Source organism: Marinitoga piezophila KA3 (assembly GCF_000255135.1).
Classification (GTDB): domain Bacteria; phylum Thermotogota; class Thermotogae; order Petrotogales; family Petrotogaceae; genus Marinitoga; species Marinitoga piezophila.
Genome location: NC_016751.1, coordinates 2021094 through 2039594 on the forward strand (window position 1 = coordinate 2021094; position 18501 = coordinate 2039594).

16 protein-coding genes and 2 tRNA genes are annotated in these 18501 nt (G+C 29.2%); 15 read left to right on the forward strand and 3 right to left on the reverse strand.

The window, feature by feature from the left end; translation table 11 throughout:
• Nucleotides 1-5: 5 nt before the first annotated feature.
• The 3 genes from MARPI_RS09540 to MARPI_RS09550 are packed head-to-tail and all read left to right on the forward strand — an operon-like array spanning nucleotide 6 to nucleotide 4196.
• Nucleotides 6-1433: a substrate-binding periplasmic protein gene (locus MARPI_RS09540; RefSeq protein WP_014297385.1), complete on the forward strand. Its 1428-nt coding sequence runs from the start codon at nucleotides 6-8 to the stop codon at nucleotides 1431-1433.
• Nucleotides 1434-1443: 10 nt separating this feature from the next.
• Nucleotides 1444-2763, forward strand: a complete 1320-nt coding sequence (locus MARPI_RS10850; protein ID WP_014297386.1) for a sensor histidine kinase — start codon at nucleotides 1444-1446, stop codon at nucleotides 2761-2763.
• A gap of 11 nt (nucleotides 2764-2774) precedes the next feature.
• Nucleotides 2775-4196 carry an HD domain-containing phosphohydrolase gene (locus MARPI_RS09550; protein ID WP_014297387.1) on the forward strand — a complete coding sequence of 474 codons (1422 nt, stop codon included), beginning with the start codon at nucleotides 2775-2777 and terminating at the stop codon, nucleotides 4194-4196.
• Between the two features lie 602 nt (nucleotides 4197-4798).
• Here MARPI_RS09550 and MARPI_RS09555 read toward each other — a convergent pair.
• From MARPI_RS09555 to MARPI_RS09565, 3 genes are all read right to left on the reverse strand, one after another.
• Nucleotides 4799-4875, reverse strand: a tRNA-Arg gene (locus tag MARPI_RS09555).
• Between the two features lie 33 nt (nucleotides 4876-4908).
• Nucleotides 4909-4998 (reverse strand) — tRNA-Ser (locus MARPI_RS09560).
• Between the two features lie 29 nt (nucleotides 4999-5027).
• The gene (locus MARPI_RS09565; protein ID WP_041639135.1) at nucleotides 5028-6779 is read right to left on the reverse strand and encodes a proline--tRNA ligase; all 1752 of its coding nucleotides are present in this window, start codon (nucleotides 6777-6779) and stop codon (nucleotides 5028-5030) included.
• Between the two features lie 187 nt (nucleotides 6780-6966).
• Between MARPI_RS09565 and metG the strand changes: the two genes are divergently transcribed.
• Genes metG through MARPI_RS09625 form a run of 12 tightly spaced genes read left to right on the forward strand, consistent with a single transcriptional unit; the run spans nucleotide 6967 to nucleotide 18493 of the window.
• Nucleotides 6967-8931: a methionine--tRNA ligase gene (gene metG / locus MARPI_RS09570; protein ID WP_014297389.1), complete on the forward strand. Its 1965-nt coding sequence runs from the start codon at nucleotides 6967-6969 to the stop codon at nucleotides 8929-8931.
• A gap of 21 nt (nucleotides 8932-8952) precedes the next feature.
• Nucleotides 8953-11382, forward strand: coding sequence for a DNA gyrase subunit A (gyrA, locus tag MARPI_RS09575; protein WP_014297390.1), 2430 nt, complete (start codon nucleotides 8953-8955; stop codon nucleotides 11380-11382).
• Nucleotides 11375-11749 (forward strand): archease, encoded by a 375-nt coding sequence (locus tag MARPI_RS09580; RefSeq protein ID WP_014297391.1) that lies wholly within the window; start codon nucleotides 11375-11377, stop codon nucleotides 11747-11749. The genes gyrA and MARPI_RS09580 overlap by 8 nt, the downstream gene beginning before the upstream one ends.
• A 2-nt stretch (nucleotides 11750-11751) precedes the next feature.
• A complete protein-coding gene (locus MARPI_RS10975) occupies nucleotides 11752-12216 on the forward strand; it encodes a LexA family protein (protein ID WP_075780755.1) in 465 nt (154 codons plus the stop codon).
• Nucleotides 12194-12637, forward strand: a complete 444-nt coding sequence (gene rpiB, locus MARPI_RS09590) for a ribose 5-phosphate isomerase B (protein ID WP_014297393.1) — start codon at nucleotides 12194-12196, stop codon at nucleotides 12635-12637. The genes MARPI_RS10975 and rpiB overlap by 23 nt, the downstream gene beginning before the upstream one ends.
• Entirely contained in the window at nucleotides 12634-13602 is a 969-nt protein-coding gene (locus tag MARPI_RS09595) for a histone deacetylase family protein (protein WP_014297394.1), read from the forward strand. The genes rpiB and MARPI_RS09595 overlap by 4 nt, the downstream gene beginning before the upstream one ends.
• Nucleotides 13603-13609: 7 nt before the next feature.
• Complete coding sequence (locus MARPI_RS09600; RefSeq protein ID WP_014297395.1) at nucleotides 13610-14608, forward strand: dehydroquinate synthase/iron-containing alcohol dehydrogenase family protein; 999 nt, start codon at nucleotides 13610-13612, stop codon at nucleotides 14606-14608.
• Entirely contained in the window at nucleotides 14605-15387 is a 783-nt protein-coding gene (locus MARPI_RS09605; RefSeq protein WP_014297396.1) for a hypothetical protein, read from the forward strand. Before MARPI_RS09600 ends, MARPI_RS09605 begins: the two co-directional genes overlap by 4 nt.
• On the forward strand, nucleotides 15374-15895 hold the full coding sequence (locus MARPI_RS10855; protein ID WP_050899167.1) for a ComEA family DNA-binding protein: 522 nt from the start codon (nucleotides 15374-15376) through the stop codon (nucleotides 15893-15895). Before MARPI_RS09605 ends, MARPI_RS10855 begins: the two co-directional genes overlap by 14 nt.
• The gene (locus MARPI_RS09615) at nucleotides 15888-16688 is read left to right on the forward strand and encodes an epoxyqueuosine reductase QueH (protein ID WP_014297398.1); all 801 of its coding nucleotides are present in this window, start codon (nucleotides 15888-15890) and stop codon (nucleotides 16686-16688) included. Before MARPI_RS10855 ends, MARPI_RS09615 begins: the two co-directional genes overlap by 8 nt.
• A gap of 11 nt (nucleotides 16689-16699) precedes the next feature.
• Nucleotides 16700-17110, forward strand: coding sequence for an ATP-binding protein (locus tag MARPI_RS09620; RefSeq protein WP_014297399.1), 411 nt, complete (start codon nucleotides 16700-16702; stop codon nucleotides 17108-17110).
• A gap of 3 nt (nucleotides 17111-17113) precedes the next feature.
• The gene (locus tag MARPI_RS09625; protein WP_014297400.1) at nucleotides 17114-18493 is read left to right on the forward strand and encodes a DUF342 domain-containing protein; all 1380 of its coding nucleotides are present in this window, start codon (nucleotides 17114-17116) and stop codon (nucleotides 18491-18493) included.
• Nucleotides 18494-18501: the final 8 nt, after the last annotated feature.

Consider the following 18501-nt stretch of genomic DNA (forward strand, 5'->3'; position numbering starts at 1 on the left):
GCAATATGAAAAAAAAGGTGTATGTATTAATTGTATTTTTTTTAGCTGTAATAATGGCTTTTTCAGATAAAATAATTTTAAAGACCACCTTTCAAATTGCCCCGCCAAAATATTATATTGAAGATAATGAAGTAAAAGGTATATGCTATGAAATATATGAAGAGCTTAATAAAAGACTTGAAAAATATAATATAGAGATTCAATGGGATGGAAAATTTAAAAACATGACATATATCACAGAAGAATTATCAAAAGGATTTATTGATATTTTTATTGGAATAGCAAAAAATGATTATAGGAAAAATATAATGAATTTTTCAGATTTTCCATTATATTCTGTAACCTATATGATTCTTACAAATAAGGATTTTAATAAATCGCTAAACGAATTAAAACTTGGTGTAATTAAAGGAACTAAGACAGAACAGCTGTTTTTTGAGGTAACCAAAAACAAAAATAAAGCTATTGAATTTGAAAATATAGAAGAAGCAATTAATCCGTATTTGAAAAATAAAATAGAGGGTGTATTTTATAACTCTCTTACGCTTGGATATTATTACAATAAATCTTTAAAAAAAATCTCGAAAATTGTTAATATGCCGATGCCTAAATATTATCATTATATAGGATTTTCCAGGAAAGTTTCCGAAGATATAAAAAATATTGTAGATAAGGAAATAAAAGAAATAGTAATTAATGGAACTGTTGAAAAAATACTGGAAAAATATGGTTTAAAGGAATTTGCAAAACCCGGGAATTATCTTAAATTAGCCAATGTTGATTGGCCGCCATATGAATGGTATGAAAATGGTGAATGGAAAGGAATAGACACCGAGGTTTTAAAAAGAGTTTTTGAAAACATGGGATTTAAGGTGGATATTATTTATTTAAACTGGTTGCGCGTATTGGATTATATAAAAAAAGGTATTATAGATGGAACTTTTTCTCTTTCTGTTACAGATGAGAGAAGAAAGTATATGTTATTTTCAGAAGAACCATTAAGTACAGGTGCAGATGTATTTATATATAAAAATAAAAATATAAACTTTGAAGATGATATAAGCAATTATAAATGTGGATATGTAAAGGGATTTAATTATAATGACAGATTAAAAGATTTTAATCTACAATATTATGCTGTATCAGATGATATAATTGGAATAAAGGGGTTTATTAATGATCGATTTGATATATATGTAATAGATAAAAATGTGGCTTTATATTATTTGAAAAAATTTAATTATAAAGGTCAGGTTTATTTTTATCCAATTAGTAAAAAAAATATGTATTATATAGGGCTTTCCAGAAAGAATGAATTCTCTGAAGAAATAATAAAAATGTTTAATGAAGAATTAAAAAGATTTAAGAAAACAGAAGAATACAGGGAAATATTGAAAAAATATAACATTACATATGAAGATTTATGGCAATAGAGGTGATTTAATGAAGTTAAAAACAATATTTATAAATCTTCTGATATTTTTACTATATATTATATTTATGCTTTATTATACCCAGAGAACAGAAAGTTATATAAATGATTTTTATAATTACATAAGCCTGTTATTTAAAAATTATCTGTGGGAATATAATGATAAGGCTATGGAAGATATATCTAATATAATTTTTAAGAATGTTGAATATAGAGAAATAGCTGTTTATGATGAGTCAGGAAATTTATTCTTTAAAATGGAAAATCCCAAAAAATTAAATAAAATAGATCTTTTTTTTGAAAAAATGAATTTTATTCATGAAGTTTCATTATCTAAATCACTGGACAACAATGGAATATATATAGGTGAAATGTATGTAAAAATGGTCAATAGAAGTTTTTATGTAAAATTGTTGGGGTTTTTAATTTATGTATTATTAGCCTTTTTATATAATCAGATGGTTGTTATAAATGAAACAAAAAGAAAGCTTGAAAAATCCAATAGAGAGCTTGAAGATACGCTTGAAGAACTGGAAAATACCATAGAAAATCTAAATAGAACGCAGGAATTGCTTATAAACTCAGAAAAAATGGCGTCATTGGGTAGACTTGTGGCGAATATTTCTCATGATTTAAATACACCTCTTGGAATTGCATATACATCGGTTACACAATTAATGAAAGATTTCAAAAAACTTGAAGAAGGATATATATCCGGGCAGGTATCTAAAAAACTGTTTGAAGATTATTTAAATTCAGGAAACGAATTATTGGATATTATACTTGCCAATTTAATGAGAATGTCTGATTTAATAAAAAGTCTTAAAAAAGTATCAGCGCAGGAAGTTTCCAACATAAAATTAAAAGTAAATCTAAAAGAGGAATTAGAAGCAATATTAAAATCATTAAACCCTGTTATCAGAAAAACATCACATAAAATAAGTTTAAAATGTCCTGATGATATAGAAATGGTTACATATCCTGGAGCTATTGCTCAAATAATAACCAATTTTATTGATAATTCTTTAAAGCATGGTTTTAAAAATTATAAAGAAAATGGTAGAATAAATATAGAGGTATTTAATGAAAAAGATAGTGTGAAAATTATATATTCAGATAATGGTAGGGGTATGGATGAAAAAACTAAAAGTGCCATATTTGAACCATTCTTTACCACTGACAATTCCGGTGAAAGCAGTGGTATAGGTATGAATGTCGTATATAACCTTGTAAACACTGTGTTGCAGGGCCAAATATATGTAGAAAGCGCTCCGGGAAAAGGTGTGAAATTTACAGTTATTCTTCCAAAGGTTGTCTCTGAGTCGAAATAGGGGGTGATACAATGGACTTCAATGAAGAGTTTATAAAATTCGTAGATAATGATGCTGAAACTGCTGAAAATGTCATAGAATCAAAACCATGGAAAATACTTATTGTTGATGATGAAAAAGATGTTCATAGAGTAACAAGAATAGTATTAAAAGGACTAACCTTTGAAGGAAGACCTATAAAGTTAATCAGTGCATATTCTAAAGAAGAAGCGCTTGAAATTTTAAGGAAAGATAAAGATATTGCACTTGCAATAATTGATGTAGTAATGGAAGATAAACATGCAGGTCTTGATCTTGTAAAATATATTCGTGAAAATTTAAAAAATCATAAAACACGTCTTGTAATCAGGACAGGACAGCCGGGATATGCCCCTAACAAAGAAGTTGTTTTAAATTATGATATAAACGATTATAGAGAAAAAACAGAATTAACATCAGAACGACTAATTACAGTAATCCTTTCCGGATTAAGGTCATATAGAGATATAGTAAATCTGGAAAAAGAAGCCGAATCTTTGAAAACAATATTTGGATTTGCTACAGAATCAACCAGTGAAACCAATGAAGATATATTTTTAGAGAGTTCATGTAAAGTGGTAAGAAATATGGCAGAAAACTATGATATTATATTAAATACAAAAATATGTGAAGATTATCCGGAGTTTCATAGTAATAAAAAGAATTTTATACACTGGGAAAATGAGAAGGAGTTCTTTGTTATATTTAATTCTGATACAGAAAGGCAAAAAGTATTTTGTGTAAGTTCGGAAAAACCAATTCCTGAAAATTTAAAAAACCTGCTAAACCTTTTCTTGTTGCATATAATTACTACTGTTGAAAAAATGAGAATTTCGAATGAATTAAATGAAACGCTATATGAAATAATATTTACCCTTGGTGAATTACTTGAATCACGTTCTGAAGAAACAGGTGAACATGTTTTAAGAGTTTCAAATATTGTATATGATATTGCACAGGCTGCAGGAATAGAAGAACATAAGGCATTTGAATTTAAAATAGCTTCTATGTTACACGATATTGGAAAGATTGGAATACCTGATTATATACTAAATAAACCAGGGAAGCTTACAGACTCTGAATTTGAAATAATGAAAGAACACACAGTTATAGGTTATAGAATACTTGCATCTTCAAATAAAGATATATTTAAAATAGCTGCATCAATTGCAAAATATCATCATGAAAATTGGGACGGAAGTGGTTATCCTGAAGGATTAAAAGGAAAAGAAATACCAATAGAAGCAAGAATTACAGCTATAGCAGATGTTTATGATGCGCTTGTATCTGATAGGGTATATAGACCTGGCTGGCCAAAAGAAAAGGTTATAAAGTATATGAAGGATATGAAAGGTAAAAAATTTGATCCCGAATTGCTGGATATTTTCTTAAGTAAAATTGTTGATAAATTTTAAAAGACTCACACTTAGGTGAGTCTTTTTTTATAGAAAGTTCATTCATACGACTTGAGAGCTGATCTTAGAAAGTTTTATGAAAAATAGAAATAATAATAATCGCTCAAACAGGTAGAAAATTCTAATCCTCAAAAATTCTCGTTCCCGCCGGCCGTTGCAGACTCACGTCCTTGTTCGTCTTCACTCAAAATCACATCCGTGTGATTTTGTCCGGCTCCACTTCGAATTTTTTCGGGAATTTTCAAGTTTTCGCTCATATTATTATTTCTATTTTCTTTTACATCTCTTCATTAGCAGTTTTTTTCGGGTGCTCTGCGAGTATTCATTCACTTTTATTTTTTCAATCGTTTGTAATTTTACCTTGGACACTCTGCGAGCCTTCACTCGCTTTTATTTTTTCCAACTATCCTGTAATCCCCGCTGCGGGAAATTCTTAGTTTTCATTCACATTATTTTTCTCAATTATAAAAAATTTCACTTTCCTGAGCAAATGTTATTATTTCTATTTTTCGAAAAGACTTTTGTAGAGAAACGTTCGAAGTATTCGAGAAAACTTTTTTTCATCATAAAAGATAAAAACTCCCTCAAAAATGAGGGAGTTTTGGCGTGCCCGACTGGATTTGAACCAGCAACCTTTGGATCCGCAGTCCAATGCTCTATCCAATTGAGCTACGGGCACATTTGTAAAAACTATAAAAATTGGTAAAAAAAATGGCGGAGAGGGTGGGATTCGAACCCACGGTGGAGTTACCCCCACACTTGCTTAGCAGGCAAGCGCCTTCGGCCGCTCGGCCACCTCTCCGACGCACAATCATTATTATAACATGAAGATTATTCTTTGTCAATACTGTTAAGGTAAATTTTTGGGTCGTATTCCTTTAATTTTTTATCAATGATTTCTAATAATTTATCGAAAGATTCTGTAATTTCAACCTCTTCAGCATTCTTTTCATATCTTAACTTCACTTCAACCTTACCGTCTTTCATCTTTTTACCCAATACAACCTTCATTGGAATACCTATTAAGTCTGCATCTTTAAATTTAAATCCTGGTGATGCATCTCTATCGTCGTATAATACATCGTATTTATCCTTTAAAAGATTATAAATTTCTTCCGCTTTCTCTACAAGCTCTGGTTTTTTCATTGAAACAGGTATAATAACAATTTCAAATGGAGCAATACTTCTTGGCCATAACATGCCATAATCGTCGTGTAATTGTTCAACAATAGCACCTAAAGTTCTTGAAACACCCCAACCGTAACAACCCATAATAAATGGTTTTGATCTACCGTCTTCATCTGTATAATAGGCGTTAAGTTTTTCAGAATATTTTGTTCCCAATTTAAATACCTGTCCAACTTCAATTCCCTTTGCTTCTTTTAAAGGTTTTCCGCACTTTGGACAAGGTTCTCCTTTTTTAACCATTCTAATATCAGCAAAAATGTCCACATTAAAATCTCTATTGAGATTCACATTAACATAATGTGTATCCTTTTCCATGCCACCTGTGATACCATTTTTTATACCTTTAATGCTTAAATCGCCAACAATTTTCAAATTATCTTTTTTAATTCCAACAGGACCAATAAATCCAGTTTCCACACCAAATTCCGCTTTTATTTCTTCAGGTGCTCCCATTTCAAGTGTTTGATCCTTTAATAATCCTCTTAATTTTGCAATGTTAAGATCATAATCGCCGCGAATCAAAGCGAGTACCCAACCATCTCTTCCTTTAAATAAAAGGGATTTTATAATCTTCTCTTTTGAAGAGTTAAGGAAGTTTGCAACATCATCAATTGTTTTTACATCAGGTGTTGAAACCTTTTTAATTTCTTTTTCTTCTTCATTTTCTACTTCAAATGTAAGTTTTGATTCTGCTTTTTCATCTGTTGCGTAATATCCGCAATCACAATAATATATAGTGCTTTCTCCGTATTCTGCCAATACCTGGAATTCGTGGGATTTATTTCCACCAATTGCACCTGTATCTGCTTCAACTACTCTATAATCCACACCAAGTCTTTTTAAAATATTTTCATAGGCCCTGTAAAAATCTTCGTATGTTTCATCGAGTGATTCTTCTGAATTATGGAAAGAATATGCATCTTTCATTATAAATTCCCTTGCTCTTAAAACTCCAAAACGTGGTCTTATTTCATCTCTGTATTTGTTAGCAATCTGGAATAATGAAATTGGCAATTGTTTATATGATCTCAATTCATTTTTTACTATTGTAGTTATCATCTCTTCATGTGTAGGACCTAATGTAAAATCCCTATTATGTCTATCTTTTAACTTCATCATTTCTGGTCCATAGTCATCCCATCTTCCGCTTTGCTGCCATATTTCAGCAGGTTGTATTATAGGCATTAATATTTCCTGAGAGCCGATTTTTTCCATTTCTTCCCTTACAATATTTTCTATCTTTTTCAATACCTTTGTTCCTAAAGGTAAGTATGTATATACCCCAGAAGCTGTTTTTCTTATAAAACCTCCTCTAATTAACAATTCATGACTTTTTATTTCAACGTCATTTGGAACTTCTTTTAATGTTGGTGCGTAATATTTTGACATTCGCATCATGTATAACCTCCTTAAATCGATTATTTTTGATTTTCCTTAATTTTAACATATAATCTTGAATAAAAAGATAACGTTTATATTACGAAAATTCGAAAAATAATTTGCTGAAAAATTTAAAATCTTCTTAATTATAAAGTGATATAATACGTATAACTGACAAAAAACTTTTTTAGGAGGGATTAAATTGAAAAAATTCTATGTAACAACGCCTATATATTATGTAAATGCAGAACCGCATATAGGATCAAGTTATACCACAATAGTAGGAGATATAATTTCAAGATATAAAAGAATGAGAGGATTCGATGTATTTTATTTAACAGGAACAGATGAACACGGTCAAAAAATCCTTCAGGCAGCAAGAGCTAAAGGGATTTCACCACAGGAATTATGTGATGAATTATCGGGAAAATTTAAAACATTATGGAAAGATTTAAAAATCACCAATGATTACTTTGTAAGAACAACAGACGAGCAACATATGAAAACAGTTCAATTTTTTGTGAAAAAAATGCTTGAAAATGGTGACATATACAAAGGAAAATACGAAGGTTGGTATTGTGTTCCATGTGAAACATACTGGACAGAAGATGAAATTGAAGAAAAAGACGGCAAAAAAGTATGTCCTTCATGTGGAAGAGAAGTAAATTGGGTTGAAGAAGAAAATTATTTCTTTAAATTATCAAAATACAATGAACCGTTAAAAAAGCATTTTGAAGAGAATCCAGATTTTCTTGAACCTGAATTTAGAAAAAATGAAATGCTTAAAATACTTGAAAGCGGTCTTAAAGATTTAAGTATCACAAGAACCACATTTAATTGGGGCGTTCCAATGCCAGATGATCCAAAACATGTAATTTATGTATGGGTAGATGCATTAATTAATTATGTAAGTGCATTGGGCTATCCGGAAAATATGGAAAAATTTGAAAAATATTGGCCTGCTGATTTACATTTAATTGGAAAAGAAATCAATAGATTCCATTCATTAATCTGGCCGGCAATGTTAATGTCAGTAGGATTGCCTCTACCTAAAAAAATATTTGCTCATGGCTGGCTTACTGTAAATGGACAGAAAATATCAAAATCTCTTGGAAATGCAATTGATCCAAGAATTCTTGTTGAAGCATATGGAAATGATGTAATAAGATACTATTTATTAAGAGACATTGTATTTGGAAAAGATGGAGATTTTTCAGAAGATAATTTAATTACAAGATACAATTCTGATCTTGTAAATGATTTAAGTAATCTTGTTCATAGAACATTATCCATGGTTAATAAATACTTTGATGGAGTTATACCGGAAATCGGTGAAACGGAGGAAGTTGACAATCAACTTAAAGATCTCATTAACTCAACAGTGGAAAAATACGAAAATTACATGGATAAATACTTATTCACCAATGCGCTTGAAAGTTTATGGGAATTGGTAAGATTTACAAATAAATACATAGATCTTACAGAACCATGGTTACTTGGAAAAGACGAAAGCAAAAAATCAAGGCTTGGTACTGTAATGTATAACCTCATGGATTCAATTAGAATAATTGCATTATTAATTTCACCTGTAATGCCAGATACAGCATTGAAAATACTTGGTAAATTAGGTATTGAAAATGTAGAAGAATACATAAAAGATGAAAATATAAAAATTGGATTATTAAAAAGCGGTGTAAAGGTAAATATTGGAGAACCAGTATTCAAAAGAATAGATGTAAAAAAATGGGAAAAAGTTATAAAAATGAAGGAGGAGAAGAAAATGGAAGAAAAGAAAACAGAAGTAAAAGAAGTAAAGAAAGAAGAAGAAAAAACAGAAAATGTTTTAATTGATATAAATCATTTTGCGCAGGTTGATTTAAGGGTAGCTAAAATTTTAGAAGCAGAAAAAGTAAAAAAATCAAGAAAGCTTGTAAAATTACAGCTTGATCTTGGAGAATTAGGTAAAAGGCAGATTGTAGCAGGTATTGCGAATTATTATGAACCTGAAAATCTTGTAGGAAAGAAAATAATAGTTGTTGCTAATTTAAAACCAGCAAAATTAATGGGAATTGAATCAAATGGAATGTTATTGGCAGCAAAAATAGGGGATAAATTAACCCTCTTAACAACAGATGAAGATATAGAACCGGGAGCAAAAATATCGTAAAAACCAGGAGGTAAGCAATAAATGAGCGAAATTTTAAATAAATCCTTTGAAGAAGAGTTAAAAGAGTCATATTTGTTATACTCTCTCAGTGTTATTACAAGCAGGGCTATCCCGGATGTCAGGGATGGCCTTAAACCTGTTCAAAGAAGAATATTATATTCTATGGATGAATTGAATTTAAAACATAATGCAGCATATAAAAAATGTGCCCGTATTGTTGGAGAAGTTATGGGTAAATATCATCCACATGGTGATGCTGCAATATATGATGCTCTTGTAAGAATGGCGCAGCCATTTAGCCTTAGATATCCGCTTGTAATAGGGCAGGGAAACTTTGGGTCAATAGATAAAGACCCTGCTGCAGCAATGAGGTATACCGAAGCTAAAATGCATGAACTTGCAGAATATATGTTAATGGATATAGATAAAAATACCGTTGAAATGATGGACAACTTTGATGGTTCATTAAAGGAACCATGGGTATTGCCAACAAGATTACCAAACTTGCTAATGAATGGTGTAAACGGTATTGCTGTTGGAATGGCAACTAATATCCCTTCACATAACCTTACAGAGCTTGCAGAAGGAATTAAATATCTTATAGATAATCCAGATGCATCAGTTGAAGAACTTATGAAATTTATTAAAGGACCTGATCTTCCTACTGGTGGTATTATTGTTGATGGAGATAAATTAAAAGATATATATGAAACAGGAAGAGGAACATTCCATATAAGATCAAAGTACGAATTTGAAGAAAACAAAAATGGAATGAGCATAGTTATAAAAGAAATACCATATGGTGTTTCAAAAGCTGATCTTATAACTCAAATAGCAAATTATGTTACAAAGCAAAAGGAAAATAAAAAAGATGTAGGAATAAGAAATATTAGAGATGAATCAGATAAAGAAGGAATAAGAGTTGTAATAGAGTTAAAGAAAAATGTAAATCCACAGAGAGTTGTAAATCAGTTATTAAAGCATACACAAATGCAGATTTCATTCCCTGTTCAGATGACTGTTATAGATAACAGAAAACCAAGGGTAATGAATTTAAAGGAAATACTTCAGGCATTTATTAATCACAGGGTAGATGTAATTACAAGAAGAACTCAATTTGAACTTGATAAAGCAAGAAAAAGATCACACATTGTAGAAGGTTTAATGAAAGCTTCAGAAGGAATTGAAGCGGTAATTGAAATAATCAGACAGTCCGAAGGAAGAGAAGAAGCAATAAATAGCTTAATGGAAATAATTAATGTAACAAAAGAACAGGCAAATGCTATTGTTGATATGCGATTAATAAGCCTTTCTAAGTTAGAAGGACAGAAATTGGAAAAAGAATATGCTGAATTAACAGAAAAAATAAAAATCGCACTTGAAATATTAAACAACAGAGAAAAATTAATGGAAATAATAAAAGAAGAAACAGAGGAAATAAAACTAAAATTTGGTGATGAAAGAAGAACGGTAATAACAAATTCTGGGGCCAAAATAGAAGAATCAGACAACATTGAAGAAGAAGATCTTGTAATTGTCTTAACCCAATGGGGATACATAAAAGCAATGAAAAGCAGTGAATATAAAGTTCAAAATCGTGGCGGAAAAGGTGCTAAGGCTATAAAAAAATCAGATAATGATTTTATTATTCAGGTATTACAGACAAATAGTCTCTCAAAATTGTTATTTATCACCTCAAAAGGAAAGGCTTTTGAGTTAAATGCATATAAAATAGAAAAAAGCAGCAAAGATACAAAAGGAAAGCATATAAGCACATATCTATATCTTGAAAATGATGAAAAGATAAAAACAATAATTCCAATTGAAAACAAAAAAGATATAGAAAATAAATATATAATGCTCTTTACAAAAAAAGGAACGGTAAAAAGAACAGCGCTTGAAGAATTTTCTAATATAAGAAGAAATGGATTAAAAGCAATTACAATAAAAGAAGATGATACAGTGGTAGATGCGCTTATTGTAGAAGAAAAGGATGAAGTTCTTGTAATAAGTGCAAAAGGGATGAGTTTAAGATTCAGGGTTAGTGATGTAAGACCTATGGGAAGAAGTGCTGCAGGTGTAAGATCCATAAAATTAAGGGAAAATGATGAAGTGGTAAATGCAGTAATGGTTGATAATGAAAAAAGTCTTCTTCTAATTACAAAATATGGATTTGCCAAACGAGTAGATTTTAAAGATTTCAGGCTTCAAAATCGTGGTGGTGTAGGATTAAAATGTGTGAAAGAAACAAGTAGAATAGGTGATATAGTAAAAGCACTTGCAGTTACAGATGAAAGTCATGTAATAGTATTTACCAAGCTTGGAAAGGCTATAAGAGAAGAGGTGTCAACAATTTCCTCATTAAGTAGATATGCCATAGGTGTAAGAGCAATAAGGCTTGACAAAGAAGATATAGTAGCAGATGCAGCAGTGGTGATAGAAGATGAATAAAGAATTAGAACATCCAGCAGATATTATGTATGAAATTTCTGGTGAAGATATAAAAGAAATATTAGAAGATTTCGTTGAAGTATTAAATAAAATCTATAGTCCAGTTGTCGAAGGAATAAATAGAGAAAATGAATATACTATCAGCGAAAAAGAAATAGATGATATATTATTTGACCTTGGGAATGAATTTTTAAGAGCGATAATGGAAGGGGAATTTCCCTCAAAAATAGAAACTGATAATGAAATTATAAAAATTTCATATTCAAAAATATATAAAATAAATTCTGACATTGAAATTAAAGCTGTAGCATATCCAAAAATAATTGATGAAGAAAGCAAAAAAATCAGGGTAATATTTGACGTGTGATTATGAAAGGATTAACGGAGAAACAGAAGAGAATATATGAATATATCAATTTTTATATTAATGTAAAGGGATATCCACCGTCGATGAGGGAAATAGCGGAATATTTAAATTTAAAAAGCGTATCGACGGTATATTCTCAATTAAAATCCCTTGAAAAAAAAGGATATATAGAATTATCAGGAAAATCAAGAGGAATAAATATATTAAAGAACGAAAAAAGTGGATTTATAGAAGTTCATGGAGAAATTGCTGAAAATAAATTAAAACTTTATTCCACACCATTTTACCTTAAAACTATAAGTAGTTTAACAATAAGAAAAATCAATAATTTTTATAATGTTTTTGTAGTTGAAAAATATAAAGATTTTAGTAGCGATTTTATTCTAATTGTAAATGAAAATCTTGAAATAATAGGAACAATAAAAATTAGTGAGGTGATTTTAGATGAAAATAGCTATAGGTTCTGATCATGCAGCATTTAAAATGAAAGAACATTTAAAAGAATATTTATCAAAAAAAGGTATTGAAGTAATTGATATGGGACCGGAAACAGAAGAAAGAGTGGATTATCCTGTATATGCAAAAAAAGTTTGTGATAAGGTTGTAAATAATGAAGTTGATTATGGTATACTAATGTGTGGAACAGGTTTAGGAATGTCTATAGCAGCTAACAAAGTAAAAGGGATTAGAGCTACACTTGCATACTATCCAAAAATGGCAGAACTAGCAAGACAACATAATAATGCAAACGTATTGGTTCTTGGTGGAAGAACAATGGGTTTTGAACTGGCAGAATGGACAGTAGATACATTCTTATCAACAGATTTTGAAGGAGGGAGACACGAAAGAAGGATAAACCTTATATCCGAAATGGAGGAAAACTTATGAAAGTAATCTATGATCCCCGTCATGTATTTTATTCTCCCAAAAATGAATTTAATGGATTTGAAATAGTAGATAATAAAGATAAACCAGGAAGAGTTGAAGTAATAAAAGAAGTAATTCAATTAAAATATGGCAACATCATTAAAAGTACAAGGGATTTTTCAAGATCCTATTTATACTTTGTGCATTCTTCGGATTATGTAAGCTGGCTTAAAGAAAAACAATATACTTTAAATGAAAATCAGGAATATTTTTCAACAGTAGTTGGATATGACATGTGTATGGATTCAATTACACCAATAAGCAAAAATACATTTGAGATGGCCTGGATTAGTGCAAAATGTGCACTAACAGGCGCATCTTATCTTTTAGAAGACGAAGAACTTGTATATACACTTTCAAGGCCAATGGGGCATCATGCAGGTATTGCCCATTGTGGAAGATATTCATACTTCAATAATGCAGCATTGGCAGCAAGATATCTTCAAAAAAACGGAGATATATACGTGGCAATACTTGATCTGGATTTCTATCATGGCAATGGAACTCAGGAAATCTTCTATGAAGACAATACTGTATTAACAATAAGTATACATGGAAATCCTTCAAACCATTATCCGTATACTTCGGGTTATGAATGGGAAATTGGTGAAGGTGAAGGAAAAGGATATAATATAAATTTTCCATTAAAAGATGAAATAAATGGAAGAGTATATTTAAGAGTGCTTGAAAAAGCATTGCTGGAAATAGATGATTTTGATCCAGATTTTCTTATAATCTCTTTTGGAACAAATACACATTATGAAGATCCAGATACCACATTTAACTTAAAAGAAGAGGATTATAAAGAAATGGGAAATATGCTCTCGTATTTAAATGTACCAAAATTAATTGTACACGAAGGTGGTTTTAATATAAATATAAATGAAAAAGTTATAACCAGATTTATGGACGGATTAAAAACATGAGGTGGAAATGTTGAAAAGTATTTATTATAACCCTGGCACAGGAAAAAGTATTCCAATAATAATAAAAAAGGGGAAATACAAAGAATATATAAACGTCAAGAAAAGTAATATCATTATATATGATAAAAAAATAAAACTCATAGATGAATTAAATCTTTCTAACAGCATTTCTGTAATAGGTAATGAAAATTTGAAGAGTTTTGATAAATATCTGTCTTTAATAATGAAATTATCTGATAAAAATATAAAAAATGTTGTGATAGTAGGAGGATATAGCGTAATAGATTTACTTGGATATACCATGGAAAGCTTTGAAAGAAGAAATGAATATATATATTTTCCTTCAACATTACAATCAGCAATAATGCCACCGTTAAGAGGAAAATATTATTTAAATTTTAACTGGAAAAAGGATTTTTTAGTGCAGAAAGGATATCCTGATGCAATAATAATAGATACAACCTTTTTTGAAAGCTTATCTCCGCAGGAACTAAAAAAAGGATTTGTTATTCCTTATCTATTGGGAAGGGTTTTAAATTCCAGAATATCTAAAATAGCTCTAAATTATTCAAAATTAAACTTTTCCGATATAGATCTGGAGGAGTTTATATATTATTCTCTGAAACAATGGGTATATTATATAGAAAATGAGTCAAAAGTTTTTCCGGGGGAAAATATAATTAAATTATTTTATAATAAAAAAACAGGTATTAATAGAAATTTTCTTGATATTTTTGGATTGAGCTTTTTAATAGAGTTATACATGTCATGGTATTTTGGATTTTTAGAATATGAATTATTTGAAGAAATAAAAAAGGAATTAATAGAGAATTTTGATATACAATACAAAAATATAGAATATCTTAATTTTGACGAAGCAAATTTCAACAATGAGTTTGTTTTATTTACATCCTCAGGAAGAATAATAAATTATAAAACCACATATGATGAACTTAATATAGTTTTAAAAGAAATCAAGAACCATTTTAGAGGTGGATTTTTGTGATAAAAAAACAAAAAAATTATGCTCTTATATTTATAACAATAATGGTTATATTATTACCAACATTTGTCGCATTGCTTACTTCGTATACAATATATCTAAAATACAAAATAAAAAATCTCGAATTAAAAATTTATGAATTAAAAGATAAAGATATAATTTCCAGTAATGGAAGAAATAAAAAAATAGAAAATAATATGAACTACGAATTAAATATAGAAGAAATAGAAAAATTTTTAAATATAAAACCAAAAGGAATCTATGAAAATCAGAAAATAGATTATTTTTATCTTGTAAAAAAAGCAAAAAGTAGTTTCGAAGATAATACATTTGGTGGATTAAAATTAATGAATTATGAAGAAGCTTTCAGAAAAAGTGTATCTAACCTTGAATTCAATAAAGAATATTTTATCACCAATATAGCAACAAACCTATATTCAGTATATTCGGAAGATTTTAGCATAAAAAACAAAAATAACGATAATATTCAAAAAGTATTTACAGTTCAAATGAGATTATATTTAAAAGAAGAAGATGCATTTTTCACGACATTAACATTAAGGAATGCTGGAATTCCTGTTTTTGTTTACAAAGGGCATTTTAAAAACAGTGGGAAAAGTTATTTTGCAATTTGTGCAGGATTATTTCCTGATATAACCCTTGCCAAAAATTATCTTGAAAGCATAGATGATGAAAAAATAAAACAATTAACAGGTATAAGTGTAAAAGATAGATTTTTAAAGAGTTTTACATTAATAGGTGAGAATGGTGTTCAGGAATAGCAAAACAATTTTTATCATAAGTCTTATATTCTTTTTAACAATATTTGGGGGAATATTTTATATTCAAACTGGGAATAAAAGAACAGAAGAATTAAACGGTGAAATAAAAATAGATTTATATACAGCGAGTGAAACACAATTAACAAAAATTCCAGGAATAGGTCCTAAAACAGCAAAAAAAATAATTCAATACAGAGAAAAATATGGTTTTTCATCAGTAAAAGATTTAATGAAAATAAAAGGAATAGGTGAAAAAACATATGAAAAAATAAGGAAATACGTATATCTTTCAAAAAGCAAAATCATTTTAAAGAAAAAAGAGAAAAAAAATATAAATAATATTACATATGAAGAATTAATTGAAATACCGGGAATAGGACCGGTAAGTGCCGGAAAAATTATAGAATACAGAAAATACACAAAAATAAGAAATGAAGAAGACTTAAAAAATATAGGACTTACAAATAGCCAGATAAACAAATTAAAGGGGGTTGTAGAGTTTGAATAAAATTCTATTACATGTATGTTGTGCCCCGGATCTTGTTCTTGCGCATAAAAGATTAAAAGAAGAAAATATCGAATACGATACTTTTTTTTATAATCCCAATATATATCCTGAAAAAGAATACATAAAAAGATATGAAGCATTTAAACAATTAAAAAAAATGTGGAAATTTAAAGAATTAAAAAGCGAATATAATCATGAAGAATTTTTAGAATTAATGAAAAATGTTGATGTAAAAAATGAAAAAGAAAGATGCTATAAATGCATGTATCAAAGGATGGAAAAAACAGCTCAACTTGCAAAAGAAAAAGGATATAAAATATTTTCCACAACATTGCTGTCAAGCCCCCGAAAAAGCCATGATGAAATAAAAAGAATAGGTAATGAACTGGCCAACAAGTATAATATAATGTTCTATTACAATAATTTTAGATCAAACAATGCTATTTCAGAGGGAGCAAAATTTTGTAAGGCTAATAATATATACAGGCAACAATATTGTGGATGTGAATTTTCATTAATTGAAGCAGAACAATTAAGAAAAAAGTCTTACGAACAAAGAAAGGAAAGACTCAAAAAAGTGCTTGATTTTGATTTTGAGCATCTAATGAACAAAGAACTTCTGAAAATCCCTGAAGAACTATATCCTAAATATTTATATGAAAACGGTCTTGAAATAATAAAGGATTTAAAACCAAGAATAATCATTATAAAAAAGGATATAGCGAGAGATTTAAAGATCAAAAATGGTAGAAATAAAATAGGAAATTGGAAATCAAAATTTATAGTAATTTAAAGGTGATAGGTATGGAAAGATTGAAAATAACTATAAACAGCGATGTGAAGTATATAAAAATTTTAAGAGAAGCCATGAAGTATTTTTTAAAGTTTAATGATTATGAAGATGAAGAACAGATATTCTTTATGGAATTGGCTTTAAATGAAGCTGTAGCCAATGTAATAGAACATACTTATAATTATGATAATACAAAAACAGTCGATATAATATTTGAAATTGAAAATAAGAATTTTAAAGTATATATTAGAGATTATGGAGAAAAAATAAATCTGGAAGAGGTTAAATCAAGGGATTTAGACGATATTAAGGAACATGGATTGGGAGTACACATAATTTCTCAGGTTTTTGACCATATGATGTGGAAAGATATAAATGAGGAAGGGAATTTGCTAATTTTAGAAAAAAGTCTGGGGGATTAACAAATGGCTATAACTAAAATAAAAATATCAGATGACAGATTAAAAGCATATCTTACTCTAATATACGATGGAAGAATTTCATCAGACGGCGAATTATTGCGTGCTTTACAACAGGCAGGCATAAAGCATGGTATTAAATATGATGTTCTAAGAGAACTGGCTCTCAAACCAACCTATAACGAGAGCATAGTTGTTGCTGAAGCAATACCCCCAAAAAAAGGTAAACCTGGATATGTTGAAATCTTTGATCTCTCAGAGGAAAAACAGGATTTAACCCATAATAAAAAAATAGACTTTAGGGAATTTGCAAAAAATATAATTACAGTAAAATTAGGTGATAAGATAGGGGTAATTCATCCACCTACGCTGGGAGAACCCGGGAAAGATGTAACCGGCGAAGAAATACCGGGATTACCAGGACCTAAAGCAAAAGTCGTTCTTGAAAAAAATGTGGATAAAGATGAAGATGGAAATATTATAGCAATGGCATCAGGAGAATTAAGAATAAGCAAAGATATGGATGGAACAGTTCATATTGAAATAGAAGAAGTATATGAAGTTAATGGTGATGTTGATTTTAGTACAGGAAATATCAATTTCCCGGGTAAAGTTGTAATCAGAGGCTCAGTAAAACCGGGGTTTATTGTTGAAGCTGAAGGAGATATAGAAATATATGGAGAAGTAGAAGCTGCAAAAGTTGTATCTAAGAAAAATGTAAAAATAAATGGAATAAAAGGTGGAAATAAAGGTTTTATAAAAGCAAAAAATATTACAGCGAAATTTGCGGAAAATGCTATTTTAGAAGCTGAAGAAAAAATAGAAATAGATAAATCACTTATAAATTGTCAGGTAACTTCTGCAAAAGAGGTTATACTCGATGGTTACAACAGCAAAATAGTTGGTGGTGAAATAAAAGCTTTAAATATGGTTGATGCATATTATTTAGGAAGTCCTATGGGTGTTGGAACAGTAATAGAAGTTGGGATTGATCCTAAATTATATAATGAATATAAACAACTTATTGAGATTACAAAGAAAAACGCTGAAGAACTTAAAGCAATAACTCCACAACTAAACAGCATAATGTCAAAAATAAAAAAGATGAAAGTAAAAAATGAAAATATAATGTATGCTAAAAAAATGATAGATAGAGCAACATTATTAAAAGCAAAAATAGAAGGAAATAAAAAGAGAATTCTTGAATTAAAAAAGGCGATAGAGGAATCAAAAAATGCAGGTGTTGTAATTGCAAGGAAGATGTTATATCCTGGGGTAGAAGTTACTATTAATAATAAGAAATTTACAACAGAAAAACCTATTAGTAAGGTTAAACTTATGAATATAGACAATAAAATTCAAATGTATGGATACAGCGAGAGTTAAGGGGGATG

Excerpts from the sequence above, each read along its gene's own strand:
- MARPI_RS09540 (WP_014297385.1), top strand. The coding sequence starts at position 6 with ATGAAAAAAAAGGTGTATGTATTAATTGTATTTTTTTTAGCTGTAATA.
- MARPI_RS10850 (WP_014297386.1), top strand. The coding sequence starts at position 1,444 with ATGAAGTTAAAAACAATATTTATAAATCTTCTGATATTTTTACTATAT.
- MARPI_RS09550 (WP_014297387.1), top strand. The coding sequence starts at position 2,775 with ATGGACTTCAATGAAGAGTTTATAAAATTCGTAGATAATGATGCTGAA.
- MARPI_RS09565 (WP_041639135.1), bottom strand. The coding sequence starts at position 6,779 with ATGCGAATGTCAAAATATTACGCACCAACATTAAAAGAAGTTCCAAAT.
- gyrA (WP_014297390.1), top strand. The coding sequence starts at position 8,953 with ATGAGCGAAATTTTAAATAAATCCTTTGAAGAAGAGTTAAAAGAGTCA.
- MARPI_RS09580 (WP_014297391.1), top strand. The coding sequence starts at position 11,375 with ATGAATAAAGAATTAGAACATCCAGCAGATATTATGTATGAAATTTCT.
- MARPI_RS10975 (WP_075780755.1), top strand. The coding sequence starts at position 11,752 with ATGAAAGGATTAACGGAGAAACAGAAGAGAATATATGAATATATCAAT.
- rpiB (WP_014297393.1), top strand. The coding sequence starts at position 12,194 with ATGAAAATAGCTATAGGTTCTGATCATGCAGCATTTAAAATGAAAGAA.
- MARPI_RS09595 (WP_014297394.1), top strand. The coding sequence starts at position 12,634 with ATGAAAGTAATCTATGATCCCCGTCATGTATTTTATTCTCCCAAAAAT.
- MARPI_RS09600 (WP_014297395.1), top strand. The coding sequence starts at position 13,610 with ATGTTGAAAAGTATTTATTATAACCCTGGCACAGGAAAAAGTATTCCA.
- MARPI_RS09620 (WP_014297399.1), top strand. The coding sequence starts at position 16,700 with ATGGAAAGATTGAAAATAACTATAAACAGCGATGTGAAGTATATAAAA.
- MARPI_RS09625 (WP_014297400.1), top strand. The coding sequence starts at position 17,114 with ATGGCTATAACTAAAATAAAAATATCAGATGACAGATTAAAAGCATAT.